Annotated in this window: 23 protein-coding genes and 1 pseudogene; 13 read left to right on the top strand and 11 right to left on the bottom strand. The window is 59.3% G+C overall.

What is annotated here, in order from left to right:
* Positions 1-40: 40 nt before the first annotated feature.
* From mutL to ACIPR4_RS03070, 3 genes are read right to left on the bottom strand one after another with little or no spacing between them, the layout of a single operon-like run.
* Positions 41-2,008 (bottom strand): DNA mismatch repair endonuclease MutL, encoded by a 1,968-nt coding sequence (gene mutL / locus ACIPR4_RS03080; RefSeq protein WP_013567187.1) that lies wholly within the window; start codon positions 2,006-2,008, stop codon positions 41-43.
* Between the two features lie 48 nt (positions 2,009-2,056).
* A complete protein-coding gene (locus tag ACIPR4_RS03075) occupies positions 2,057-3,184 on the bottom strand; it encodes a lactonase family protein (protein ID WP_013567186.1) in 1,128 nt (375 codons plus the stop codon).
* On the bottom strand, positions 3,185-3,667 hold the full coding sequence (locus tag ACIPR4_RS03070) for a Fur family transcriptional regulator (RefSeq protein WP_013567185.1): 483 nt from the start codon (positions 3,665-3,667) through the stop codon (positions 3,185-3,187).
* 686 nt (positions 3,668-4,353) lie between these two features.
* On the opposite strand from ACIPR4_RS03070, the gene ACIPR4_RS03065 reads away from it, so the two are divergent.
* Entirely contained in the window at positions 4,354-6,411 is a 2,058-nt protein-coding gene (locus ACIPR4_RS03065) for a putative bifunctional diguanylate cyclase/phosphodiesterase (RefSeq protein ID WP_245536439.1), read from the top strand.
* A gap of 35 nt (positions 6,412-6,446) precedes the next feature.
* Here the strand turns inward: ACIPR4_RS03065 and ACIPR4_RS03060 are convergent, their stop codons facing one another.
* Positions 6,447-6,953: an AAA family ATPase gene (locus ACIPR4_RS03060; RefSeq protein WP_013567183.1), complete on the bottom strand. Its 507-nt coding sequence runs from the start codon at positions 6,951-6,953 to the stop codon at positions 6,447-6,449.
* Positions 6,954-7,074: 121 nt separating this feature from the next.
* Positions 7,075-7,320 (bottom strand): annotated as a pseudogene (locus tag ACIPR4_RS23445) (integrase core domain-containing protein); the annotation flags it as partial.
* Between the two features lie 57 nt (positions 7,321-7,377).
* Between ACIPR4_RS23445 and ACIPR4_RS03055 the strand changes: the two are divergent.
* The 11 genes from ACIPR4_RS03055 (at position 7,378) to ACIPR4_RS03005 (ending at position 17,379) form a co-directional block, all read left to right on the top strand.
* Positions 7,378-8,385: an alpha/beta hydrolase gene (locus tag ACIPR4_RS03055; RefSeq protein WP_013567182.1), complete on the top strand. Its 1,008-nt coding sequence runs from the start codon at positions 7,378-7,380 to the stop codon at positions 8,383-8,385.
* Between the two features lie 269 nt (positions 8,386-8,654).
* Positions 8,655-9,314, top strand: coding sequence for a PAQR family membrane homeostasis protein TrhA (trhA, locus tag ACIPR4_RS03050; RefSeq protein ID WP_013567181.1), 660 nt, complete (start codon positions 8,655-8,657; stop codon positions 9,312-9,314).
* A gap of 90 nt (positions 9,315-9,404) precedes the next feature.
* Positions 9,405-9,833 (top strand): DUF2203 domain-containing protein, encoded by a 429-nt coding sequence (locus ACIPR4_RS03045; RefSeq protein ID WP_013567180.1) that lies wholly within the window; start codon positions 9,405-9,407, stop codon positions 9,831-9,833.
* 103 nt (positions 9,834-9,936) lie between these two features.
* Positions 9,937-10,434 carry a Sec-independent protein translocase subunit TatA/TatB gene (locus tag ACIPR4_RS22025; RefSeq protein ID WP_013567179.1) on the top strand — a complete coding sequence of 166 codons (498 nt, stop codon included), beginning with the start codon at positions 9,937-9,939 and terminating at the stop codon, positions 10,432-10,434.
* Positions 10,427-11,209, top strand: coding sequence for a twin-arginine translocase subunit TatC (gene tatC / locus ACIPR4_RS03035; RefSeq protein WP_013567178.1), 783 nt, complete (start codon positions 10,427-10,429; stop codon positions 11,207-11,209). The genes ACIPR4_RS22025 and tatC overlap by 8 nt, the downstream gene beginning before the upstream one ends.
* A complete protein-coding gene (locus ACIPR4_RS03030; protein WP_013567177.1) occupies positions 11,209-12,111 on the top strand; it encodes a M28 family peptidase in 903 nt (300 codons plus the stop codon). The genes tatC and ACIPR4_RS03030 overlap by 1 nt, the downstream gene beginning before the upstream one ends.
* A gap of 27 nt (positions 12,112-12,138) precedes the next feature.
* Positions 12,139-13,071: a TerC/Alx family metal homeostasis membrane protein gene (locus ACIPR4_RS03025; RefSeq protein ID WP_013567176.1), complete on the top strand. Its 933-nt coding sequence runs from the start codon at positions 12,139-12,141 to the stop codon at positions 13,069-13,071.
* Between the two features lie 66 nt (positions 13,072-13,137).
* Positions 13,138-14,256 carry a 3-dehydroquinate synthase gene (gene aroB, locus ACIPR4_RS03020; RefSeq protein WP_013567175.1) on the top strand — a complete coding sequence of 373 codons (1,119 nt, stop codon included), beginning with the start codon at positions 13,138-13,140 and terminating at the stop codon, positions 14,254-14,256.
* Entirely contained in the window at positions 14,253-15,005 is a 753-nt protein-coding gene (gene ubiE / locus ACIPR4_RS03015; protein WP_013567174.1) for a bifunctional demethylmenaquinone methyltransferase/2-methoxy-6-polyprenyl-1,4-benzoquinol methylase UbiE, read from the top strand. The genes aroB and ubiE overlap by 4 nt, the downstream gene beginning before the upstream one ends.
* A 27-nt stretch (positions 15,006-15,032) precedes the next feature.
* Positions 15,033-16,469 carry a cation-efflux pump gene (locus tag ACIPR4_RS03010; protein ID WP_013567173.1) on the top strand — a complete coding sequence of 479 codons (1,437 nt, stop codon included), beginning with the start codon at positions 15,033-15,035 and terminating at the stop codon, positions 16,467-16,469.
* Positions 16,470-16,482: 13 nt separating this feature from the next.
* Entirely contained in the window at positions 16,483-17,379 is an 897-nt protein-coding gene (locus ACIPR4_RS03005) for a PASTA domain-containing protein (RefSeq protein ID WP_013567172.1), read from the top strand.
* A gap of 218 nt (positions 17,380-17,597) precedes the next feature.
* Here ACIPR4_RS03005 and ACIPR4_RS03000 read toward each other — a convergent pair whose 3' ends face one another.
* From ACIPR4_RS03000 to aroC, 4 genes are read right to left on the bottom strand one after another with little or no spacing between them, the layout of a single operon-like run.
* Positions 17,598-18,857 carry an RsmB/NOP family class I SAM-dependent RNA methyltransferase gene (locus tag ACIPR4_RS03000; RefSeq protein WP_013567171.1) on the bottom strand — a complete coding sequence of 420 codons (1,260 nt, stop codon included), beginning with the start codon at positions 18,855-18,857 and terminating at the stop codon, positions 17,598-17,600.
* Positions 18,854-19,786 (bottom strand): methionyl-tRNA formyltransferase, encoded by a 933-nt coding sequence (fmt, locus tag ACIPR4_RS02995; RefSeq protein WP_013567170.1) that lies wholly within the window; start codon positions 19,784-19,786, stop codon positions 18,854-18,856. Before fmt ends, ACIPR4_RS03000 begins: the two co-directional genes overlap by 4 nt.
* Position 19,787: 1 nt before the next feature.
* The gene (def, locus tag ACIPR4_RS02990; protein WP_013567169.1) at positions 19,788-20,297 is read right to left on the bottom strand and encodes a peptide deformylase; all 510 of its coding nucleotides are present in this window, start codon (positions 20,295-20,297) and stop codon (positions 19,788-19,790) included.
* Positions 20,298-20,299: 2 nt separating this feature from the next.
* The gene (aroC, locus tag ACIPR4_RS02985; RefSeq protein WP_013567168.1) at positions 20,300-21,481 is read right to left on the bottom strand and encodes a chorismate synthase; all 1,182 of its coding nucleotides are present in this window, start codon (positions 21,479-21,481) and stop codon (positions 20,300-20,302) included.
* A 103-nt stretch (positions 21,482-21,584) separates the two neighbouring features.
* Here aroC and ACIPR4_RS02980 point away from each other — a divergent pair, with 103 nt between their 5' ends.
* Positions 21,585-23,558 carry an alpha/beta hydrolase domain-containing protein gene (locus ACIPR4_RS02980; protein WP_144312294.1) on the top strand — a complete coding sequence of 658 codons (1,974 nt, stop codon included), beginning with the start codon at positions 21,585-21,587 and terminating at the stop codon, positions 23,556-23,558.
* A gap of 352 nt (positions 23,559-23,910) precedes the next feature.
* Here the strand turns inward: ACIPR4_RS02980 and ACIPR4_RS02975 are convergent, their stop codons facing one another.
* Together ACIPR4_RS02975 and ACIPR4_RS02970 are read right to left on the bottom strand one after the other, a co-directional pair.
* On the bottom strand, positions 23,911-24,978 hold the full coding sequence (locus ACIPR4_RS02975) for a VWA domain-containing protein (RefSeq protein ID WP_187290241.1): 1,068 nt from the start codon (positions 24,976-24,978) through the stop codon (positions 23,911-23,913).
* A gap of 5 nt (positions 24,979-24,983) precedes the next feature.
* The gene (locus ACIPR4_RS02970) at positions 24,984-25,967 is read right to left on the bottom strand and encodes a 3'-5' exoribonuclease YhaM family protein (RefSeq protein WP_013567165.1); all 984 of its coding nucleotides are present in this window, start codon (positions 25,965-25,967) and stop codon (positions 24,984-24,986) included.
* Positions 25,968-26,007: the final 40 nt, after the last annotated feature.

Genomic DNA, 26,007 nt, shown 5'->3' with positions numbered 1-26,007 from the left:
AACTTCGGCCAGAGATGCAGGCTTTGGGGCCTGCTCGTATTTAAATGCGCTGAAACGCGCGTTGGATGTCCTTATGAGAATACCTCAAGGCGATGGGTCTGCCGTGCGGGCAACTCATAGGATTCTCCGTTTTGCCCAATTCTTCGAGCAACCAGGCGATCTTTTCCGGTTCCAGGGGCATATTTACTTTGATCGCAGCGTGGCAGGCGATGGATGCCGCCACGCGCATCCGCCGCGCCTCAGTGTTTTCCGCCTGCCGCTCGCGCTCGTCCACCTGCAGAACTTCGCCCAGGGTCAGCTCCAGATGCCGACCCTCCAAACCCACCGGTGCCGCCTTTACCGCCAGCGTGCGCGGCCCGAAGGGCTCCGCTTCAAAGCCATTCCGCTCCAACTCTTCGGCCATCACTGCAAACGCCGCCATCTGTTCCGGCAGCAGATCGATCAGAAGTGGCATCAACAACCGCTGCCGCTGCACATGCTCCACCTGCCGCGCTTTCAAGATCTTTTCGAAGAGCACGCGCTCGTGCGCCACATGCTGGTCGACGATCCACAACCCTTCTTCGTTCACCGCCAGGATGAAGGACTCCTTTAACTGTCCGAGAGGCCGCAGGTTCGCCAGCGCGTTCAGCGTAACGGGCGTCTCTTCCGCAGCGCGCATCTCTTCGGCGACCTGTTCCGCGTTCAGTCCTGCAATCGAGGGAGAGATCGCAGGCGAAGCGGAGAAATCCAGCCTGACCGGCATCGCCGGGAGTTGAATTTCGCGGAGCGAAAATTCTTCGGCATCTCCGGCCCTAATTCTTTCGCTCTGCGAAATTTGCCTGTCGCCATTCACCGGGAGCGCTTCGCTCCACGGCACGGTGCCCACGCTCATCGCGCCGACATCCAGCAGCAGACTCTCGCTCGCGCGCGGAGCCGTCTCCAGCGCCATGGCAAAACTTGCCACCGGACGCGCCTTCATCACGGCATTCCGCACCGTATCTCGTACAAAATCATGGACAAACGCGCTCTGCCGAAAGCGCACCTCGGTCTTGGCAGGATGCACGTTGACATCCACCTCCTGCGGAGGCATCTCCAGAAAGAGCAGAACGACGGGAAAGCTCGTCGGTGGGATCACATTCCGATAGGCCTCACCCATGGCGTGCAGGATCAGCTTGTCCCGCACCTGGCGGCCATTCACAAAGAAGTACATCGAGTTGCGATTGAGCTTCTGCAGCTCCGGCTTCGAGACAAACCCGTGCACGCGCAGGAATCCCGGCGCGGGCGCTTCATAGTCCTCACCCCGCTTCCACGGTGGGGGCTCCGGTACACCGACACGCGAGAAATCCACCTCCGCCACAGCGGGAATCATCGCCTTGTGCGTCTCCGCACCGAAGATCTGAAAGAGCCGCTCGCCTGCATCCCGAACCGCGGGGGCCACCAGCAGAGCATGCGTCGTCGTGTGCAGTTCGAAGTGCTTCTCCGGATGCGCCAGAGCGTAGTGTGTCACCAACGCCGCCACGTGGCTTAGCTCCGTCGATTCGCTCTTCATGAACTTCTTGCGCGCGGGAGTATTGAAGAACAGGTCGCGAATCGCAAGCGTCGTCCCTACCGGACGCCCGATATCTTCTACACGCAGCATATTGCCGCCGCTGATTTCGATCCGCGTGCCGACCTCGTCCTCCGCCGCCCGCGTCTCCATCTCCACACGCGCTACAGATGCGATGGAAGGCAGCGCTTCTCCGCGAAACCCCAGCGTGGAGATCGACAGCAGATCCTCGGAGTTCCGCAGCTTCGAGGTCGCGTGCCGCTCAAAGGCCAGCATCGCGTCGTCCCGCACCATGCCGGAACCATTGTCTTCAATGCGAATTAGTTTGCGGCCACCGGCTTCGACGTCCACCCGGATGCGCGTCGCGCCCGCGTCCACCGCATTTTCCAGCAGCTCTTTGACGACGGACGCAGGCCGTTCCACGACCTCGCCCGCGGCAATCTGGTTCGCTACTTGATCGGAAAGAACACGGATCCGCCCCATCTGTCCATTGTAGCGACTGAAGCCACCTGGACTGGAGGGCCGAAGATCCTAGTGCGTGAGCGCCAGAGCAATCGCCGTTGTACCCGTGGCCGTCGAACTCACCGAAAAGATCCGTCCCAGGTTCGTCGCGTCAAAGCCATACAGTGTGAGGTCTGGCGACCCCGACTGCGCCGACGCCAGCAGCCACTTCCCAGTGGAATCAACGCCCATCGCCGAAACGCCGCCCCCCGAACTATAGGGAGACCCGCTCAGCGTCGACAGCTGACTCGGAGTCGCCGAGCCATATCCGCTGATCGTTCCATCGCCGGAGTTCGCCACGTACACATAGGCGTTCGTTGGGTCGATCGCCACCGAAGCAGGCACCGAACCAGTCGTATACGTCGCCCCCACTGAGGTCAGGGATGCATTGGCTCCCATCGTATAGACGCTCAGCCCCTGCGAAGTACCCGTGCGGACCAGGTATAAAAAGGCGCTGTTCGAATCGATCGCAATCGCGGCATCGCTCGACTGGTTTGGCGGATTCAGAACCCCGGTCTGGGTCAAAAGCCCGTTGGAGGTGTTGAACGTGAAGGCCACTTCCCCACCCGTCCCCAGCGTCGCAAACGCAGACGCGCCATTGGGAGCGATGCGCAGCATCTTCGGCAATGCAATTCCACTCAATCCCGTATACGTATACGTCTGCGCCAGCGCCAGCAACCCTGTGCTCGCGGCAATCGAATACTCACTGATCGTCACACCGTCCTGGTTCAGGGACAACAGCCACTGCCCATCGGGAGAAGTCTCCAGCCACTGCACACCGCTGAGCGTCGAAACGAGCGCAGAACCCGAGTTCAGCGCCGTCAACACGCCGCCCGTCCCAATCGCATAGCCGTAGATGCCCAGCGCCGTACCCACAAAGACATAAGTATTCGCGCGGGAGACCGTCACCGTAATCGGGGCCGCAGGCAGGGAGAAGGGCGATCCCGTGATCGCCGTCAGCGCTCCCGCCGTGGAGATCTGAAAACCCGCCAGCGTCGTCGATCCCTGATTGGCTACGTAGACGTAGTTTCCCGAGCTTGTGCCAGTGCTGGTACTCGTCTCTTTGAAAAAGAAGCCATCGCAGCCCGTCAGGGCCGTAACGGAAACACACGCCATGCAGAGCGCCACTACTCGGAGGATCGTCCTGGAGGTTTTCATCTAAACCGTTGGACGTTGCTGGCCCTCAATCGGCGCACCGGAAACAGCACCAGAATTTGCACTCTGGCAAGCCGCACAGATCCCGATCACATCGACCGCATACCGCTCCACCAGGAACCCACCGGCCATCTTCGGCTCACGCGGAAGCTCCAGGGTCAGGTCCTTGTCGTCCAGGTCGCAGATCGAACGGCAGACGGAGCAGACCATGTGGTGGTGCTCCTCGCGGTTCATCTCCACGCGCAACGTGCCGTGATGCATGCTCATCTCGCGAAAGACTCCGCTGGCCACAAAAAGATGGATATTTTTATAGACCGTCGCCAGCGAAACCGAAGGAATCCGCAGCTTCATCCGCGCGTAAACCTCTTCGGGAGAAGGATGTCCCTCCATCGCCTGCATCGTCTCGTAGAGCACCTGCCTCTGCTGCGTCACGGCGATGCCGCGCTCCGTGCAAAGTCGGCGAAACGAATTGGCAGAAGTAGGCACTCTTTATAGTATCCTGGTGCACTTTCCGCGGTGTCAAGAAGCCGCCACGTGCCCCATTCTTTCGCGGCTTTTTGTTCGCCGGAGTGGAGTTCCGCAGAAGAGCACAAACCAGAATTTTCAGGAAGGTCCCAGCTCGGCGACGTCCGCGCATTTTAGATCGCCATCGCCCTGTATGAATGACCGATACGAGGGTCGATTCTACCGATCGGGGGCTGAGATTATCGGATCTGTGTGTCCAGCAGACCCGCGAGCGGATAGAAGGTCCTCAATCGAGTTTTCGCACCATCTGATGAAATTTTCTAGATCTGATTAAACCCAAAATATCTTCTTTGTTTGTCCTATTCGAGCAAACCGCTGCCGCCAGCGGAGTTTCGCAGTTTGATCGGCAAGTAAGTACGCTAGGCCTGGCACTTTAAATTATGGATTGGGATATTTCTATGGGTTACGAATAACTGTCCGGCGAGATGATTCCGCCACAGAAGACACGCCGTACGTTATTCCCTTTGTTAGTCGCGCGCGGGATACTGTTCACCCTACGCACATGACTCCTAAGTCCGACATCTCTACGGGCAGATTGCAAAATATTATTTCGATCAGATCATGAGCTCACTACTACTCGAGGCGCCTGTAGTGATTTCTAAGACCGAGGCCCCATGAAACTGAGCTCGCCTACAAAAGTTCTTTTGATGAATGAAAATTCAGCTCTCTCTGAAAAAGTCAGAACTGCCCTTGCGAGTTCGGGAGATGACTTATTTGAACTTGAGGAGGTTGCTCAACTCAGCGAAGGCCTTGAGCGATTGCGTCGCGACAACGCTAAAGTCGCAGCCATTCTGCTTAATCCGTTTCTACCGGATAGCCAGGGCATAGCAACGGTCAAGAGTCTGCTCTACGTCGCCGCTAACGTGCCGATTCTCATTCTGGGCGAAGAAGATCAGGAAGCTCTTGCTGTCGAAGCAGTAGAGTGCGGCGCACAGGATTATCTCCTTCCGAATCACATCGACCGTTACTCGCTTCCACGTGCCTTACGCAACGCGGTCGAACGCAAATCCATTGAAGATGCCTTATATGTGGAAAAAGACCGCGCCCTTGTCACTCTGAACTCTATTGGCGACGCCGTTCTCTGCACGGATCTTTCGGGAAAGATTATTTTTTTGAACCTTGTGGCTGAAGCCCTGACCGGCTGGAAGCGCGACGAAGCCCTGGGCAAACCCTTAGCCGAAGTCTTCGTGATTATCGACGGAGAAACCAGACAGCCCGCGGCCGATCCTCTCAAGAAGGCCATTGAACAGAATCGAGCGGTCAGTATTGCGTCCAACTCTCTTCTCCTTCGCAGGGGCGGTGGAGAAGCAACGATTGAAGATTCCTCAGCGCCGATTCACGATCGTTCCGGCGCAGTCATCGGAGCCGTTATCGTGTTTCACGATGTGAGCGTGGCACGCGCGATGACCATCGAGATGACGTACGCGGCGCACCACGATGCGGTTACGGCGCTGCCGAATCGTCTTTTGCTGAACGACAGAATCTCTCATGCGATTACGACGGCACAACGGCACAAACAGAAGTTTGCCGTGATGTTCGTGGACCTGGACCACTTCAAATCCATTAACGATTCTTTAGGGCATGCCGTTGGAGACAAACTCCTTCAAGCCGTTGCAAAACGGCTTCAGGCAAGCGTGCGCGCCTCAGATACTGTGGGCCGCCATGGAGGGGATGAATTTATTGTTTTGTTGCCAGAGATCGAGGAGGAGAACGACTCCGAGATCAGCGCCAAAAAAATACTCGCCGCGTTGAGTGAGCCCTTCCTCTTCGACGACGTAACGCTGCAAATTACGGCCACCATTGGAATCAGCATCTATCCCCGAGATGGAAAGGACGCCAATAGCCTTATCCAGAACGCGGACCTGGCGATGTATGAGGCCAAAGAGAATGGACGCGACCAGGTGCATTTTTTCAGCGACGAGATGAAGCTTCAGGCGATCGAACGCCAGTTTGTCGAATCCGGCCTGCGCCGCGCGTTAGAACAGAACGAGTTCCTTCTCTACTATCAACCCAAGGTAAACCTCAAATCCGGGAAGATCACGGGGGCCGAGGCGCTGATTCGTTGGCAGGAACCGCATCGCGGACTCCTGCTGCCCGACCAGTTTATTCGAGTTGCGGAGAATCGAGGCCTGATCATTCCCATAGGCCGTTGGGTGCTGCATGAAGTCTGCAGGCAGGCGAGACTCTGGGAGTTGACGAGCGGGGTCGTCTTACCGATCTCCATCAACGTCTCTGAGGCCGAACTGCGGGATACAGACTTCATTCAGGGCGTCCGCGCCGCACTCGCAGAGACCGGGCTGACCCCTCGGTCCATTCAGTTTGAGCTCACCGAAGGTATTCTTCTGAAGGATCTTAGGACCTCAATCGCAGTGCTCAATGAACTGAAGCTCATGGGAATCCACATGGCGGTGGATGATTTTGGAACTGGCTACTCCAGCCTGAGTTATCTGCATCAATTTGCGATCAATGTGCTGAAGATCGACAAATCGTTCGTCCATCTTCTTACAGCAGATCCGAGGAACTCCACACTGATATGCGCCATTATCGCCATGGCGAAGGGGCTCAAATACCGCGTGATCGCGGAAGGTGTCGAAACCGAAACGCAGAGAGATTTTCTACAGAAGCAAGGCTGCGAAGAAGGCCAGGGATACCTCTTCAGTAAGCCGCTACCGGCTGCTGAGTTTCGTGAGTTGATCCACAAATAGCCAGCCCAGAACCTGTGCCCCATTCTTGCGCGGCTTTATCGCGCCGAAGACGAACGGAGAAAACCTTCCACTTCCGCGTTCGAACGCAGCACCACGTGCTGCCCGTGGAATCCCCTTAACCCGGTCATGACCTTCGGCAGCTTCGCTCTGCGGAAGTTCAGAACGTAGGCGAAAAACTGAAGATCGAAGCGCTCCGAACATCCCTCGGCCATATCCGGACGGATTCGTCCCCACGTCAGTACACTTCTGCGAAAGATCCGGAAGAGACAGAGCCACGTCGGACGATCGAGGAGGATGGCCGTGTCCGCCGCCTCCAGCCGCAGCGCGATCGATCCGCCATAGTTGCCGTCGAGGATCCACGCAGGCCGAGCAAGGATCTCAGGAAGCTGTGCGTGCCACTCTTCTTTGGACGGCTCCACCCAACCCGGCCGCCAATAGATCTGATCCAGATGCACCAGCGGAAGGCCTGTTCGCTCGGCGAGTTCTCTGGCCAAGGTGGATTTTCCGGAGCCCGGACAGCCGAGGATGAGGATGCGCTGCATGCTTTCAATTTAGCGTGAGCTTTTCGTTATCCCTCTGAGCTTGTTTGTCATCCCGCAGTGAAGGCAAGATGTCAGACTGCTCGATCCTGGCTGTAGTCCCATATCCTACCGATACTCTGCACTAGGATCGGCACTTTGCTTTCCACTTCACACCCCAAGTTCGTTGTGGTCCAGGCTTCCGGCATAGAGGTCGATGGCCCAGCGAAGAGTGCGGCCTGACCGTGTTCTAGTGGACGCGCCAGCACCCGGCCAGCATCCGGATCTCCCTCATCGAGTAGAACAACTCATCGTTGAGGAACTCGTCGCGCAGCTTTGAGTTGAAGCTCCCGCAATAACCGTTCTCCTCTTGCGGGCCGCACTCAATGTATTATGCATGCATAATATACAGAATAATCATGCTCAATCGCACGGGAGGAGCGGAACGATGAAGACGAGTGTGCTTGGACTTGCCCTAATCTTTGCTTGGCCTTTGATGGAGGCGCGTGCGCAGTTGGAAAAACCGGAGATCCAGCCCGCTACGGTACGGGAGGATGTGTTTCGCCGCGGTGCAACTCCATTTCCGGGACGGGTCCTCGGATACCACGGAATTGAGTTTTCAAACCTAGTTGGCTATCGTCCACTCGAAATGGACTTATATCTTCCAGCAAAGACAACCACTAAATATCCTTTGGTGATCTGGATTCACGGGGGAGGGTGGAGCCGAGGTGATGCGCGCACTTCAGGTGCGTTCAAGAACTGGCCTGCTGTTCTGGCCTCTTTGGCAGCACGCGGGTTTGTCGTAGCTTCCGTCGACTATCGCATGAGTTCAGAGGCACACTTTCCAGCCGCAATTCAAGACGTCAAGGCATCGGTCCGATTTTTGCGCGCAAATGCAGCGAAGTACAACATCGATCCCGATCAGATCTTCGTTTGGGGCGGCTCCGCCGGTGGCCACCTCGCGGCTCTTGCAGCCACCACATGCGGTGTCAAGGCCTTTGAACCACAACCGTCAACGGGGCGGCTGACTCGTGCTGAAATGGCTTCTGCCGCCGCGGCTGACGCAAATACATCCGACTGCGTGCAAGGTGCGATCGGCTGGTACGGGGTGTTCGACCTCAATATGGACGGTTCAGCTAATTCCGTGCAATTCCTGGGATGCAAGAAGGAGGACTGCGTGGAGCAGATGAAACAGGCAAGCCCGCTCACGTATGTCAGCCCTTCCGCCCCGCCCATGTTTCTCCTTCATGGAACCGCAGACAAAACAGTTCCGCCAAAACAGACGGAGATGTTCGCCGCTGCGTTGAAGCAGGCGCATGTACCAGTCCAGACCCTCTATATACCCGGAGCAGACCATGGTTGGATCGGCGCAACGCCGGATTCAACACGGACGGCAAGCCAACTCGCTATCGAAAGGACGTTTGTTTATCTGGACTCGACAACCAAGCACAAGTAGCTCGCTGCGGCATGAAGCAACTGGCACTCGTCACATCGTCAGTTGCTGCATCTACTACCACCGCGCTTGTCTCGTCCAGATTTCCAAGCTAAATCCTGAACGTCTCCCCACAACCCCGCTTGTGATCTTTGAAAACGACCTCCGGATCTTCGCGTATCTTTCCTCGGTAAAGACAACTGCACTCTGCCGGTGCAAGCTAGCAAAGTGCATAATCCTCGATTCGGGATTTTGCGCGAAACGCTCCAGACAGCATCCCCTATCATCACCATGTGCAGCCAAAAGCAAGAGTCCGCCAACAGTACAAACTAGGCGACCTCCTCGCCAACGCCATCACCCACGGAGTCGGCGCGCTCTTCGCCCTTATCGGAGCCGCCTTCCTCATCGCCGCCTCCACCAGAGGCAGCGCCTGGCACATCGTCAGTTGTTCGATCTATGCCACCGCGCTGGTGCTGGTGTATCTGTGTTCGACGCTTTACCACTCGCTCGTCCGCACTGGGGCGCGGCATGTCTTTCAGGTGCTGGACCACTCTGCGATCTACCTACTCATCGCCGGGACGTATACGCCCTTTACTCTGGTCTCGCTGCATGGGCGGCTGGGGTGGTTTCTTTTTGCCGTGATCTGGACGCTGGCCATTGCGGGCGTTGTCTTCAAGAGCGTTGCGCTGGGCAGGTTTCAGATTGCTTCGGCCGTGATCTATATCTTCATGGGCTGGTTTATCGTCTTTGCCGCGCGGCCGCTGGTGCATGCGATCTCGTGGCACGGCATGGCGTGGATCGCAGCGGGAGGCTTCTTTTACACCGTGGGCATTGTTTTCTTCGCCTACGACCGGCTGCGCTACTTCCACGCTCTCTGGCACGTCTTCGTGCTGGCGGGCAGTATCGCGCATTATTTTGCCGTGTTCTTTTACGTGGTTCCACCGCGCCACTGATCCTAGTGACGTCAAAATGGCATCCGGGCGAACAAATAGCTTGCCCAGGGCTGCGGCCCGGGGAGTCTCCGGGAGTATTCTGAAAGCGATATGCGTACCTTTACCCTTCAGGAAGCCCAGACGCTTCTTCCGCTCGTGGACTCGCTGTTGAAGCGGGCCCAGTCTGCCGCCGCCAAGGCCACTGTGCTCGAAGACCAGCAGCAGCAGCTTTCGCACGCAATCTATCTCTCTGGAGGCATGCGCGTGGACATCGTAGCGGCCACGCGGCTGAAGGCCGATCACGAGAAGGCCGTCACCGAGGCCCGCGACGCTCTGGCGGAGATCGACGCCATCGGCGTGCAGATCAAGGACCTGGAAAAGGGCCTGCTGGACTTCCCTTTCCAGCTGGACGACAGCATCGTCCTGCTCTGCTGGCTGCAGGGCGAACTTACGATCACGCACTGGCATTCACTGGAAGCGGGCTTCGCCGGTCGCCAGCCGCTCGATCACCGCTTTATCCGCAACGATCGACCTCAGTAGAACCAGCGAAGTGGCCCTTTGCTGACTTGCCAGCTCGCTGACCCGCTGACTTGCCAGCTCGCTGACCCGCTGACTCGCTCACCTTGCACTAGAATAATCACCTATGCCCAGTTTTGCCGACAGCGCCGTCATCTTCGTGATCGCCCTGATCCTCTTCGGCCCCAAGCGACTTCCCCAGCTTGCCAAGCAGTTAGGCAAGCTGATGGGAGAGTTTCGCCGCGCCTCCAACGACTTCCGCATGCAGATGGAGGACGAACTCCGGATCTCCGAGCAGGAAGAGCACCAGAAGAAGATCGACGCCCTGGCCCCGCCGGTCCCCGTGGACTACAGCGCGGACGCGCCCCTGGAGCATCCGCACCTGCCCTCGGAGACGCCGATTGCCGAAGCGGGCGGCGTAAAGATGATGCCCCCGAGCACGGGTCTGCCGGAGCCTTCGACCAACTGGAACTACTCTGCGCCCGTGGTCGCCGACGGCGAGACCGCCACTGCGACGGAGGCGACCTCCAACGCGGGCGTGATCGCGACCGAGGACCACGTCTACCAGGAAATCGAATCCCACGAACTGCATATTCCCGTAACGGAGCGCGATCACCTTGGCTGATATCGTCGATAGCGTTCGAGCGGCGGTGTCCGATCGCGCCGATCTACCCGGCATGAGCCTGATGGAGCACCTTGCCGAACTCCGCAAGCGCCTCATTCACTCCGTCGTCTACCTTCTGATTGGCATGGCTATTGCTTGGGTCTTCCATGTGCCGCTGGTGAGTTTTATCCAGAAGCCGTTGCTGGACATCCACCTCTCCATGACGATGACGCACCCCACGGATGCGATCAACTTCTTCATCAAGACCGCCATCGTCTTCGGTGCGATCTTTTCCAGCCCGTTCATTCTGTACCAGGTCTGGCTGTTTATCTCGCCCGGCATGTACGCCAACGAGAAGCGCTACGTCGTGCCTTTCATGGGCGTTACGGTCTTCCTTTTCCTGGCGGGCGCATGGTTCGGCTATCGCTATGTGCTCCCCGGAGCGATGCAGATCCTGATCGTTCAGTTCGGCAAGAACTTCACCCACATGATCACGATCGAGGACTACACCAGCTTCTTCCTGTCGGTGATTCTAGGTCTGGGTCTGTGCTTCGAGCTTCCGGTGGTCATGTTCTTTATGGCTCTCTTTGGCCTGGTGGATGGCAAGTTCTTCCTCCGCCACTTCCGCTATGCAGTTCTTGCCATCTTTCTGATTGCGGCGGTCATCTGCCCTTCTCCGGAGCCTGTGGCGATGTGCCTCTTCGCTTCGCCGATGCTGGTGCTGTACTTCCTCGGTGTTTTGATCGCGTTCCTCGTCCACCCTACGGCGCGGAATAAGAAGAAGATCGCCGCCTGATGCGCCGGTTGCTTTCCGCTCTTCTCTGCCTCAGTGCGCTCTCCGCGAGCGCGCAGAAGCTCTCCGGCCCGCGCGCGTACACGTTTGCGAAGCAGTTTGTGACGGTAAGTGGACCGCGCTGGATCGGCTCCCCCGGACACCAGAAGGCGGAGGACTTTCTCCGCACCTTCTTCGCTCCGGAGAAGAAAAAAGGGACGTTCGAAGAAGACAGCTTTTCCATGAACACGCCCATCGGCCTGCTGCCCATGCGGAACTTCATCGTGCGTTATCCGGGGAAGAAGGACGGCCTGGTCGTCGTCGCCACGCACTATGAGACGAACTATCCGTTGAAGGACACAAGCTTCGTCGGAGCCAACGACGGCGGCGCAACAACGGGCCTGCTCATGGAACTGGCGACGTACTACCGCACCCATCCGAATGACGGCTACACGCTGGTCCTGCTCTTCGACGACGGCGAAGAGGCCATCCAGAGCTGGACGAACACCGACTCCCTCTACGGTACACGCCACCTTGCGGCCAAGTGGTCCAACGACGGAACGCTCAAGAAGATCAAGGCCTTCATCATCACGGACATGATCGGCGACCGCGATCTGAACCTGAACTACGAGCTGAACTCCACGCCCTGGCTGCGCGACACGCTACATCAGGCGGCGAAGAACACAGGCCATCTGCCGTCGATCTTCAAAAATGAGCAGGAGGTGAGCGATGACCACCTCCCCTTCAAGCAGCGTGGCGTTCCCGTTCTGGACATGATCGACATCGACTACGGCCCCCACACGGCGGCAACGCCGGATGGCTGGCACCACACGCCGCAGGACACGCTGGACAAGGTCTCTGCCCATAGTCTCCAGATCTCCGGTGATCTGCTGCTGGAAACTGTTCACCTCATCAACCAGCGCTAGCCCGCGTCAAGTAGCATCAAACGAACGATGCCGACAGCCCCACTCAGTTTCTGGATAGGTTTTCACGTTCTGCTCCTGGTCATTCTGGGAGCGGAGTGGCTGCTTCTGCGTAAACAAACCGCCAAACGCAGCTACATCGCCACGGCCCTCTGGATCTGTGGCGCGATTGGTTTCGCAGCCGTGCTCTACACCGGCCTGCATCCGCGTCTCGCGACCGAATTCATGGCAGGCTATGCGCTGGAAGAGTCGCTTTCGATCGACAATCTCTTCGTCTTTCTGATCCTCTTCCAGACCTTCCGCGTCGAAGGCCCGCAGCAGCGCCGCGTGCTCTTCTGGGGCATCCTGGGCGCGGTGATCATGCGTGCGGGCTTCATCGTGTTGGGTGTGGAGCTACTGGACAAGTTCGACTGGATCACTTACATCTTCGCGGTCCTGCTGTTGATCGCTGCCGTTCGCCTGGTGCTTCCGGAGGACGAATCGAAGAAGCACGACAAGCCGAAGTGGACCCAGTGGATCGAACGCTGGACCCCCATCAGCGACAAGCAGACCGGCTTTTTCGCGATGGAAGAGTGCAACGGCAAACGACGCCGCGAACCCACCGTGCTTCTGCTGGCGCTGATTGCGATTGCCTTCACGGACTTCGTCTTTGCGCTGGATTCGATCCCCGCGGTTCTGTCGATTACACGTCACACGTTCATCGCGTACAGCTCGAACATCATGGCGGTGATGGGCTTGCGCTCGCTCTTCTTCGTGCTGGCCCATATGTTGAAGCAGTTGCGTTACCTGCACTATGGTCTTGCCGCCGTGCTGGCCTTCGCTGCAGGGAAGATGATTGTGGCAGATTGGTACGAGATTTCGCCTGCGATCTCGCTTGTGGTCATCTTTTCTATCCTGGTGGTCACGGCGGCGATTTCCATCGTGGTCGAACGGCGTCTTGAAAAAGCTGAAAAGGCCGCATAGGCCCTCTTTTCAAGCAAAACAAGGGTCGGAGCGCGCCCTGGTCCGTGCATGACTTAAGATGAACCTGTGCCTTCTATCTCTCTTAAAACGCCTTCTGCCTCCTACGACGTAACGCTCGGAACCTCTCTTCTGAAGACCCTGCGGCAGCGGATCACCCGCGCCACCGGATCGCGGACGAGCCGCATCTTCTTTGTGACCTCGCCTGCGCTCTGGAAGTTATGGGGGGAGGCCGTAACGGAGAGCTTCGAATCGGCGACAGTCTTGTTTCTCCCAGCGGGCGAGTCGCACAAGCGCTTCGCTTCCGTCGAAAAGCTTCTGGAGCAGCTTGCGCGCAACGGTGCCGATCGCGATTCGATTCTTGTGGCCTTCGGTGGAGGAGTGGTCGGCGATCTGACCGGATTTCTCGCGGCGATCTATATGCGTGGCATCCGAGTGGTGCAGGTGCCCACGACGCTGCTGGCGCAGGTGGATTCTTCTGTCGGCGGAAAGACAGGCGTGAACCTCGCTGCGGGCAAGAACCTTGTAGGCAGCTTTCATCATCCCGTCGCAGTGATTGCAGACATCGATGTTCTGCAGACGCTTCCGAAGAACGAGTTGCGTGCCGGTCTGCAGGAGGCCATCAAGAGCGGCGTCATTCGCGACCCGAAGCTTTTTTCCTTTCTGGAAAAGAATGCGGACAAGGTGCTGGCCGGCGACACGAAGGCTCTGCAGACCGTTGTGGATCGCAGCCTCCGGGTCAAGGCCGATGTGGTCAATCAGGATGAGCTGGAAAATGGCCTGCGGATGATTCTGAACTTCGGCCACACCATCGGCCACGCCATCGAAGCGGCTACGAAATACACGGTGCTCCTGCACGGGGAAGCCATCGGCTGGGGAATGATCGCCGCGATCCGTCTCGCGGAGCAGCGTGGAGCGATGAGCGAGAAGGATGCGAAGCGCGTTGTGGACCTGATCCATCGCTATGGACCTCTGCCCGCGTTCAAGGCGAAGGCGGAGCGGCTTGTGGAGTTGAGTGCGGGCGATAAGAAGAATCGCGGTGGAGCGAAGCGCTTCATCCTGCCCACGGGGATTGGCACGGTCGAGATCGTGACCGATGTGACCGAAGACGAGTTGTTGGCCGCGACCTCAGCCATGTTGCAAGAGATGTCTGCGATGACAAAGACCAAGAAACAGGTCAAGCGATGAGCGCTCGCATCGGCGCGACTCCTGAGGGCGCAAAGGACAAGGACTCCGCCGCGGCTGCGGTGCAGAAGATGTTTGATGAGATCGCTCCGCGCTACGACCTGCTGAATCACGTGCTCTCCGCGGGTGTAGACAAGCACTGGTGGAACAAGGCGGCGAAGACCTTCGACGCGACGCTGAAGCGTCCGGATGCGAAGGTGCTCGATCTCTGTTGCGGCACCGGCGATATGACACGCGCACTGCTCGCACGGAGACCGGCAGGTGCAGAGCCGGTTCTGGCGATCGACTTTTCGCACAACATGATCGAGCTGGCACGCACGAAGCTCGCCGTCGAGAACGCCATCTTTGTGGAAGCCGATGCGCTCCACCTTCCTCTGGAAGATGCAACGCAGGACCTCGTCGTCTCCGCCTTCGGCTTTCGCAATCTTGCGGACTACGAAGTGGGTTTGCGCGAGATCCGACGTGTCCTCAAGCCCGGCGGACAGATAGGGATTCTCGACTTCGGAGAGCCCGAGGGCCTGCTGGGCAAGGCGTACCGCGTGTACTTCAAACAGGTGCTGCCACGCATCGGCGCGATGATCAGCGGCAGCAGGAGTTCGTATACCTATCTTCCCGCGTCAGTGGAGAAGTTTCCCAAACCGAAGGTAATGCTCGGCATGATGGCCGAAGCTGGATTCGCCGAGGCTGCGTGGACGCCTTACCTGTTTGGTGTGGCCGGGCTCTTTCGCGGCGTTGCTGGTGGTCCCCGCTAAAGCTGTACCGTGTAGGCTGAGGAAGCGATGAACGACCCGATCCAGACCGACGAAGCGAACGCGCTCTCCGCGCAGAGCGCCGCCAAGCAGGGCGCGGCGCTGAGCAGCGTCATCGGTGCTGCGTTCATTACGGTCCTCAAGATCATCACGGGCATCATGACCGGCTCCCTCGGCATGTTGAGCGAGGCGGCACATTCGGGCATTGACCTGATCGCGGCCGCGATCACGCTCTTCAGTGTCCGCGTCTCGGACAAGCCCGCCGACGAAGACCACACCTATGGTCATGGCAAGGTCGAGAGCCTCTCCGCCTTTATCGAAACGGTGTTGATGCTGGCCTCGTGCGTTTGGATCGTCGTCGAAGCCATTCGCCGTATGATGGGCGACCGACTGGAACTGAAGTTTTCGATCTGGCCCGTCATCGTTCTGCTGCTTTCCATCCTCGTGGACTGGACGCGCTCCCGGCAGCTGGGCCGCGTGGCACGCGAGTCCAAGTCCCAGGCGCTGGAAGCGGACGCCATGCACTTCAGCACGGACATTTGGTCGAGCGCCGCAGTGCTCGCCGGTCTGGGCGCAACCTATGCCGGCCAGCACTGGCACCTGCGCTGGCTGGAGTTTGCCGATCCCTTTGCGGCGCTGGTGGTGAGCTGCATCATTCTGCGCGTGAGCTGGAAGCTGGCGCGAGAGACGGTGAATGCCTTGCTGGACAGCACGCCTCCGGGATTGCAGCGCGACGTGGCCAAAGCGATCGAGGGCGTGGATGGCGTTTTAGGCGTGGAGCGCGTGCGCATGCGACGCTCGGGCGCGAAGTACTTTGCCGACGTCACCGTGGAGATGCCGCGCAACATGACCTTCCAGCGGACGGAGCAGCTCGTCGAGGCCGCGACCCGCGCGGTGCAGAAGTCGCTTCCGGACTCCGATGTGATGATTCGCACAGTGCCCGTGGCGACGGTTGCGGAGAGCGTCTTCGACCGCGTGCGGGCCGTGGCGCAGCGCAATGACCTTTCCATTCACGATGTGAGCGTGCAGGAATATGACGACGGTCTGCATGTCGAACAGCATCTTGAGCTGGCGGCGACGATGTCTCTACGCGAGGCCCACGATCTGGTGACGCGCATCGAGGCGGAGATGTGTAGCGAGGTGCCGGAGATCGCGGCAATTGCCACCCACATCGAGAGCGAAGAGGCGACAATTGAGCGGCCTGAGACGGTCTCCGATGAACGTCTGCAGGCCGTTCTCTGCGAGGCCGCAGAGGCCTTTGAAGAGGTACTGGACGTACACAATGTGAAGACGATCCGGGTCGGTGACCGCGTGCAGATGAGCTGCCACTGCACCATGCCGGACGATCTGGAGATGGGACGCGTGCATACGGTGATCTCCGAGTTGGAGGCCAGCTTCCGCCGCAGCTGCCCCGAGGTGGCGCGGCTTCTGATCCATCCCGAACCAGCAACAGATAACATGCGATAAGGACGGAGACGACGTGGCGCTGCGTGTGCGATGGAAGAGAGGACCGCTCAAGAAGCCAAGCTGGCGCATGCTCCAGGCGCGTCGCTACTTCCACATCGCCATGACAGTGCTGGCCATGCTCTCCGTGGCCTTGGTCTCTGCTCTGCTGACCATGCGGCTTGCGATTCACGGATCCGAAGTGGAAGTCCCCAATCTGAGCGGCCTGACGCTGGAAGAGGCCGCGGCGATGACGTCGAAGGCGCGGCTGAACCTGACACTGGAAAACAAGTTCTACTCCACCACTGTGCCCAGCGGGCGCGTTCTATCGCAGTCGCCGAGCGCGGGCAGCAAGGTTCGTCCTGACTGGCATGTGCGCGTGACGGAGAGCATGGGCGGCCAGAAGGTTTCGATTCCGGACACCGTTGGGATGACCGAACGCGACGCAGCCATGGCGGTTCGCCACGCCCTGCTGGACCTTGGAGCCCTGGCGCATATCCCCGCTCCCGGATCGAGCGAGATGGTGCTGGCGCAGACACCTCCGCCGAATGCCGAGGGTGTGGACAAGCCGCAGGTGAGCCTTCTGCTGAGTTCCGGCGAGACGCTGACGACCAAAGCGTATGTGATGCCGAACCTTGTAGGTTTGACCTGGCATGAGGCGCAGACGCGGATGTCGGCTGCGGGCCTGCGGTTGGTCGCGATTACACCGTATGTCGCGCCAGAGGTGATTCCGTCGGTCACGGCAGCGCAGGTGGTGGGGCAGATGGCTCCAGTTGCGGTTCCTGTGGCTCCGGCTCCTCCGGTGCTGACGGGCGGCACGGTGACCTCGCAGCTTCCGCTGGCGGGTGCGCGTGTGACGGGTGCGGATGCGATCAAGGCTTATTTGAATGGGGCACACAATGCTCCGGCTGTGGTGGCTGCTCCTTCGCTTTAGGCTTTGCGGTCGCTCTTTGAGCGAAAGATGCGCTTTGCGCATGCCCATACATCGCAAAGAACGCGATGTATGGGGCACCCTGTTTGTGAGCGCCCCATACTTTGTCATCCCGTAGCGTAGCGAAGGGATCTGCTTTTTCTTCCCGACAGATCAGGTTTGTGCGCTCTGCGCGACCCCACCCTTTCGCAAAAGCCGCGAAAGAATGGGGCACATAAAAGCTACGCGGGGCGTTCGATGAGGGCGGCAAAGAAGCCGTCGGTGGCGTGGGTTCCAGGCAGGGTGCGGAGCGTGGTGCCACGGAGGGCCGTGTCGCGAAGATTTGTGGCTGACTCTGCCGACAAAATGTTTTCTTTCGCGAGACGAGCGAAGAGCGGAGCGATATCCAACTGCTTGAGCGCTGCGTGTTGCGGCTGACCCAGGACGGAGCGGACGACATCTTCGTTCTCTTCCGGCTCCAGCGAGCAGGTGGAGTAGATCAGACGACCACCGGGAGCGAGCAGCGAGAGCGCCGTGGAGAGGATGGCGCGCTGGCGTTCCGCCTGGCGTGCGAACTCTTCCGGACGGATCGTGTGTCGGATCTCCGGATTGCGTGCCAGCGTGCCCGTACCGCTGCAGGGAACGTCGCAGAGGATGAGCTGGAAGGGCTGCGTGAACGGCCCGCTGCGCTGCTGTGCCGTGAGATCAGCAACGACGGTTTCGATATTGGGAAGGCCTGCGCGTTCGACGCGGCGCTGCATGGCCGAGAGACGACGTGGGCTGAGGTCTGCAGCAACGATCTTTGCGTCGGGATGGCGCGCCGCGAGGACGAGGGTCTTGCCGCCGGGAGCGGCGCAGCAATCGAGGATGCGTTTCGGTCCTGACGAAGAAGCCGCTGTGAGTTCGGCAATTAAGCGTGAACCGTCGTCCATCTGTTGCGCGTTCTCGGGCGCGTTGAAGAGTGAAGGGATATTCGGTTCGTGCTGGTCGGCTTCCGCGATCGAGTGCGCGGTGCGGTTGCCGTAGGTGTGTTTCCAGCGATCGAGAAGCCACTGGGGATGCGCGGCTTCCGGATCGAGGTTCTTCTTGAGCGCGTCGCCTTCGCGCTGCACGCGACGAAGAACGGCATTGACCATACCGGCAGCATGCGGTGCTCCGTTGGCGCGAGCAAGCTCTACGCTTTCGTTCAGCGCTGCGTGATCCGGGATGCGATCGAGGAGAAGGAGCTGGAACGTTCCGAGCCGCAGGGCAAGCAGGACAGGCGCTGGCATCTCCTGAAACGGACGCTGCAGATACGGGCGAAGGATGCTGTCGATGGCGAGCTGCCAACGCAGCGTACCCAGAACGAGCGTGGTAGTGAGGTTACGATCTTCCGAGGAGAGCGCATTGACTGCCATGGTATGTAGCAGATCGTCAGAGTGACCTTTGCCAGAGGCGACGCGGTGGAGGATGGTGAAGGCCGCGGTGCGAGCTGCGGAGATTCTGGCGGGCGTTTCGGTCATTGGAGTTGTTCGCCCTCTTTAATCTGAAAACCCCGAAGAAATTCTTCGGCGGGCATACGGCGCTTGCCTTCGAGCTGGAGCTCCTCGAGAAAGATGGCGGTCTGGTTGGCGCAGGCTACGAGAAGGTGCGTCTCTTCTACGAAGAGAGTGCCGGGTGGATGCTGTGTTGGGTGCGATGACGGGCGCATGGCGTGAAGGATGAGCTTCTTGCCACGTAACGAAGTGAACACGCCGGGCCATGGTTGGAAGCCACGGAAGCGGTTGTAGATGGTCTGTGCAGTCTGCGCGAAGTTGATGCGCCCATCTTCGCGCGTGAGGATAGGCGCGAGCGTAGCTTCTGCGTCGTTCTGTTTTATCGGTGTGATGTTGCCTGCTTCGAGGCACTGCAGCGTCTGCACCGTGAGGATCGCACCGATCGAGGCAAGCTCCGTGAAGAGCTCCGGCGAGGTAGTGTGCGGACCAATAGGCACTTCGCGCTTCAAGAGCATGTCTCCGGTGTCGAGACCCGCGTCGATGCGCATGGTCGTGACACCGGTCTTCTCATCGCCTGCAGCAACAGCCCACTGAATGGGCGCTGCTCCACGCCAGCGTGGAAGCAGTGAGCCGTGCAGATTGATGTTGCCGAAGCGAGGCACATCGAGCATCCACTGCGGAATGATGCGGCCGTAGGCGACGATGAGGATCGCGTCCGGTGCGATGCCTTCGATCTGTTCGCGCAGCTCGGCGTTGCTCTTCAGCTTCTCCGGCTGCACGACGCGAAGGTTGTGCGCAAGTGCGGTTTGTTTTATCGGAGTCGGCTGGACTTCACCACTGCGGCCTACGGGGCGGTCGGGCTGCGAAAGAACGAGCGCTACTTCGTGTCCGGCGGCAAGCACCGCTTCCAGCGTGGGGACAGCGAATTGCGGTGTGCCGCAGAAGATGAGCTTCACGTTACCACTCGCCGTTCTTCATCATCTTGCGGATGCGCCGGCTGACGAGGTCACGTTTGAGCCGCGAGATCTTCGAGATAAAGAGGATGCCGTTGAGGTGGTCGATCTCGTGTTGAAAGGCGCGCGCAAGAAGCTCAGTGCCTTCCACTTCAAAGTGCTTGCCGGTGGCGTCCTGCGCGCGGACTTTGACCCATGCGGCGCGCGTCACCTTTTCGCGGATGTCGGGAAGAGAGAGACAGCCCTCTTCTTCGTGCTGCTTGCCTTCGACGGCGATGACCTCGGGATTGATGAGAACGATCTTCTCTTCCGGCCGCTTCTGAAAGCTGAGATCGATGATGGTAATGCGGCGCGAGATGTTGATCTGTGGCGCAGCGAGGCCGATGCCCTCCGCGGCGTACATGGAGGCGAACATATCGTCGACGAGCTTCTTGAGGCTGTCGTCGAAGAGCGTGACAGGTTCGGCGACTTTCTCGAGAACGGGATCCGGAAATTTGATGATTTCGTAAAGCATGGCTAAAACTTTCTGATCTGTTCGCGGTATCCATCGAAGTTGCGCTTGAGCTCACGCAGGGAGTCGCCGCCAAATTTTTCTAAAACAAGACGTGCAATCGCAACGGCCACCATCGCCTCCGCGGCTACGCCTGCTGCGGGAACGACGCAGACATCGGATCGCTCATACGCTGCCTTGGTGACTTCGCGCGTGGCAAAGCTGACAGAGGCGAGCGGACGGCGGAGGGTGGAGATGGGTTTGAGATAGCCGCGCACGGTGACGTCTTCTCCGTTGGAGATGCCGCCTTCGATGCCGCCAGCGTTGTTCTTTTCGCGCGAGAAGCGTGTGTGCTTCTCTGCATCTTCTGTCTCGGCGTAGGCGATCGCGTCGTGCACAGCGGAGCCGATGGATTCGGCGGCGGTGACACCGCGTCCGATCTCCACGGCCTTGACGGCCTGGAGACTCATGACCGCTTGTGCGAGCAGACCGTCGAGCCGCTCGTCCCAGTTGGTGTGCGTGCCAATGCCCGGCGGCAGGCCGTGCGTGACGACCTCGAAGATGCCGCCGACGGTGTCTCCGGTACGGAGGACCTTATCGACTTCACCTTTCATGCGCTGCTCGGCCTCGGGATCGATGCAGTTGAGAAGAATGGTTTCTTTCTTCGAGAGATCAACGAGATCCTGCCATACATAGGGGCGGTCAAGCTCTGCCTGACCGACGCGGATGACGTGCGACAAGACTTCGACGCCGAGTTCGCGGAGAAGCATCTTGGCGAGCGCTCCGCCAGCGACGCGCGCAGAGGATTCACGCGCCGAAGCGCGTTCGAGGATGTAGCGTGCATCGGGAAAGTCATACTTCAGGGCGCCCGCAAGATCGGCGTGGCCGGGACGAGGAGAGGTCACCGGCTTATGCTTTTCGGCATCGCCGGTCTCGACGGGCAGGATCTCTTCCCAGTTCTTCCAGTCGCGGTTGGCGATCTGCATGGCAATAGGCGAACCGATGGTTTTGCCATGGCGTACGCCGGAGAGGATATGGGCTGCATCGCGTTCGATGCGCATGCGCCCGCCACGTCCGTAGCCCTGCTGGCGACGCCAGAGTTCGTGCGAGAGAAACTCCTGGTCGACGGGAACACCTGCGGGGAGACCGCTGAGGAGGGCGATGAGCGCCTCACCGTGGCTCTCACCAGCTGTAGAAAATCGAAGCATTTTTATCCTTTACCTAAAGAGAAATTGTAACAATGCGAGAGCAGGTGCGAGGGGGATGGCGGGAATGTACCCAGGACGGGCTGTATCGAAAGGTCTGATTTTTTTGAGCTTGTGCCCCACGGCAGAGGCCAAAGTGGTGCGGATCGTGATGGATGAGCAGAAGGATGGCTCCGAGGCCCGGCGCAATGTGCCTGCGGATTATCGCGTCCTGAAAGGCCTCGCGTACGGGGAACTGGACCCACACGACCCGCATAACCGCATCATCACGGACATTGATCTGGCCGAAAAGAACAGCCGGGGCATGCTGGAGTACACGGCGACCTTCACACTCTATGTGCCCCTGCATCCAGCGCCGAAGACCGTGCTGCTCTATGACGTGGTGAACCGTGGTGGAGCGGCAATGCCGCGTGAGTATGCCAATGGGGACTATTTTCTGATCTCGGGATGGCAGGCCGATATCGCATTTGGCGGCCGGGCGATCTCCGGCGGCCCCGGTGAGACGGTGAAGGTGCCCGTGGCGCGCGGGGTCACGGGAGCGGCCGTGGCGCGCTTCTACGATCTTCACCAGGGCAAAAAGACATTGGCCCTGGCGCAGTCTGCAACGTATATTTCTTCCGGCGTTCCTCCTGTTCCCGCAGATCTGGACACAGGTCATGCGCACCTGGTGACGAAGCAGTATGAGGATTCCGATGGCGCTACGAGCGGTGTTGCCGAGATTCCTCAGAGCGATTGGGCATGGGGCGATTGCGAACGAACGTCTTTCCCCGGCAAAGCCGATGCAACGAAGATCTGCCTGAAGAACGGAGCGGACGCTTCCCTGCTCTATGAACTGCGCTACACGGCGAAGGACCCGCAGGTGCTTGGCGTCGGCTTCGCCGCGATGCGGGATGTGAATACCTTCTTCCGCTATGAGAAGCAGGACAGCGAAGGAACTTTGAATCCTGTGTACGGGCATGTTCGTTCCGCGATCTCTACGGGCGTTTCGCAGTCGGGGAATACGTTGCGCTCCATGGTGAACCTTGGCTTCAACGAAGACGAGCAGGGACGCAGAGTGTGGGATGGCGTGATGCCGATCATCGCGGCGCGGCAGACTCCCGAGAACGTGCGCTTCGGTGTGCCGGGTGGAACGAGCATGGTCTACGACGTGGGCACCGATGGCGTGAACTGGTGGACGCATGCAACGGATCCGGTGCGAGGCAATCCCGCAGAAGGCTTGCTGGATCGATGCACGGCAGCGAAGAACTGCCCAAAGATCGTCGAACTGCTTGGGTCCGCCGAGTTCTATTCTCTGCGGGCGTCGATGGCTTTTGTTGGAACGAGCGCGACCCGCGATCTCCCGCTGCCGCTCAACGTGCGGCGGTACTACGTGAACAGCACGACGCATGGTGGCGGTGGTGGCGGATTTAACCTGCATCAGCACGAGGCAAATAACTGCGTGCTGGAGACGAATCCGAATCCCGAAGGGCCGACGCGACGTGCTCTACTGCTGGCCCTCAAGCAATGGGTGGTCGATGGGACGCTGCCGCCGGCGAGCGTATACCCAACGCTCGCAGAGGGAACGCTTGCGCCTGCAAGCAAGGTGATGGCGAGCTTCCCGCATATCCCTGGCGAGCCCATGCCGGTGCTCAATCCCAACCTGATCTATGCGCTCGGCCCCGACTTCCACGCGAATGATCTCTCCGGAGTAGTGCAGACGAGGCCGCAACCTGTCATCGGCGTAGCGAAGGGTGTGCTGCCGACTCTGGATGCAGATGGCAACGAGATCGGCGGCCTGCATACTGCTCTACGCGATGCTCCCCTGGGCACTTACGTGGGATGGAATGTGGTGACGAGTGGATTCCGCAAGGGACAGTTCTGCGCTCTGACGGGTGGGTACATCCCGTTCGCGGCGACGGCAGAAGAACGCAAGACGAAGCATGATCCTCGGCCTTCCATCGAAGAGCGTTACGGAACCCATGCGCAGTATGTTGAGCGCGTGCGTGCTACCGCAATGAAGCAGGCGCGTGAGCGCTTGCTGCTGCAGGATGACGCGGAGAAGATGATTGCGGAGGCCGAGGCGAGTACGGTGCTGCGCTAAACATCTCAAGTGCAGCAACAGCAGATCCGCTTCGTGCCCCATTCTTTCGCGGCTGTTTCGCGAAAGGGTGGGGTCGCGCAGAGCGCACAAACCAGATCTGCCAGGACCTCAAATCATGGGTTATGCGCCAAATGCACATCCGATCGCGCTCGGGCGATAACAACAGATCTCTCCGCTACGCGACGATAAAGCTGTCGCTCCGGTCGAGATGACGGAGAGACCTCACCAGGCTCACACCACCACCGTCATTTCGACCGAACGCGCAGCGGGAGCGGAGAAATCCGCTTTTGTGATGCGCGCAGCGCATCCTTCGCTCGAAGAGCGACTTGAAACAGCAGATCCCTTCGCTTCCCTACGGGAAGACAAAGTGGTTAGGGGACAACATCGGTCGCTGCTTGATCGCAGCAGAAGCCGTATCGGCGCTTGACCAATAGCCCGTTCGCGCGGAGACGCTGACTGGATCAGCTTGCCCCTTCACCTGCACCTTGAGCGCGTGAAAACCCGGTGCGTTTGAGCTTGGGCTGAAGCTCAGAAGATAGCGGTTAGGGATCTGATTCGCGATGAGGGCCAGTTGCTCTTCGAGGCTGCGCGTGTCATCGAAGCGTGCGTGCTCTCCGCCGGAGAGGCTTGCAATCTCTGCCGCGGCATCTTCGCGCATGGCCTTCAGGGCAACACCGAGCGGGGTCGATAGACTGAACGTCCCAATGATGTCAGGACGGCCCGTCATCTTGTACGGCGGATTTCCCTGGCGCTCCCTTGTGAACTGGTCTTTGAGCCAGGTCTTCTCCGGCGAGAACGAGACGCTGAAGATCGTGATATTGTTTTCGCCCAGGCGACGGACGACCTCTTCCGCATGCACCTTGCTGCCGTGATCCTGCGGCTGACTCAGCAGAAGGATGATGCGTCGCGTACCTGCGGGCTTCCCTTTGAAGAGATCGATGGCGTAGTTCACCGCGTCCAGAACTGCTGCGCCATGATCGCCCGCGTGTGGATGCGTGAAGGCCTGTTTCAATCGCGCGGGATTAGAGACGAAGGGAAAGAGATCTTCGGGCGCGCTGTCGAAGGTCATCACCGCGGTTTCGTGCTTCGCGCTTCCTCCCATGGCGTCAAGCAAAGTCGGAACGTTCCGGTAGTACTCGAACTGGCGCTGACCCGCACCGCCGGTCTGCATCACGACAAGAATCGAAACCGGCTGGCGCTCTACTTCTTCCAACGCGACCTTCTGCTCGACCCCGTTATCCGTCACGATGAAGTCATTCGCGTTGAGCCCCAGGAGCAGTTCTCCAGCCGCCGAGTGAACGAGGGCGGGAACAAGAACGAGCGTGGAGGTAGTGCGTATTTCGGTTGTAGGAGGCACCGGGTTTTGCGCAAAGGTCAGATGAGCGGCGAAGAGAACAGCAACCCATCGACCTCTGCCCATGGAGATCATTCGCCTGCGAGATACGCTTTCGAGTTAAGTAGCGCGCGCTCCATGCTGCGAGAGAAGTCCGTGACCTCGTCCGGAGCTTTGCCGCCTTCGAGGGCCTTCTGGAACTCGGCGCGGATGTTCTGCATCTTCGCTTCGAGGTCGTCGATGGCGGAGAAGACGATGGCTTCCGGCGTCATGGGCAGCTTGGGCGAACCGAACTCGAAGCGTCCGTGGTGCGAGAGGATCAGGTGCTCCACGAGGATGCGAAGGCGGTCGGGGAACTCTGGCAGCAGACGGATCTTATCCCGCAGCATGCCGATCACGATGGTGATGTGGCCAAGGAGCTGCCCCTCTGCGGTGTAGCTGAAGCTGGTCTTCCAGGCGAGCTCGCGGACCTTGCCGAAGTCATGCAAAATCGCTCCCGTCATGAGCAGGTCGCGATCGACCTCAGGGTACTGCGGCGCGATGCGCTCCGCGAGACGCAGAAGAAAGACGACGTGTTCGAGCAGGCCACCGATCCACGCGTGGTGGAGCATCTTCGCAGCAGGCGCGGTGCGGAAGGCCGGGCCGAGATCGGGATCGTCGAGGAAGCTGCGAACGAGGGCCTGGAGATGGTGATTAGTAAAGCTGGCGACGAAGGTATCGAGCTCCGTCGAGAGCGCGGCGATGTCGTACTGCGTGGTGGGTTGAAAGTCGGCGGTATCGATCTCGCTCTCGGCAGCGGAGCGCATCTTCGAAAGTGTGATCTGATAGCGGCCCTGGTACTTGTCGATGCGGCCCTGCACTTTGACATAACAGCCGGAGGAGCAGGTGTTGAGAGCATCGGCGAAGTCTTCCCACATGCGTGCTTCAAAGCTGCCGGTTTTATCCGCGAGGGTGAGCGCGAGGTATTGTCCACCGCCTCCCTTTTTGTCGCGTGCGCTGATGCTGGCAAGGGCAAAGTACGAGGTAATGTGGGCGTTTTCGTGCTTCGCCGCGTCTGCGATGTAGAAGTCTTTCATGCAAGGCAAGGATAACGCGGTTCGCCCAAAAGCAGTGTGC

The sequence above is a fragment of the Terriglobus saanensis SP1PR4 genome (assembly GCF_000179915.2).
GTDB lineage: Bacteria > Acidobacteriota > Terriglobia > Terriglobales > Acidobacteriaceae > Terriglobus > Terriglobus saanensis.
Note: the sequence above shows the minus strand (reverse complement) of the source record. Positions and strands in the feature narration are given on the sequence as shown.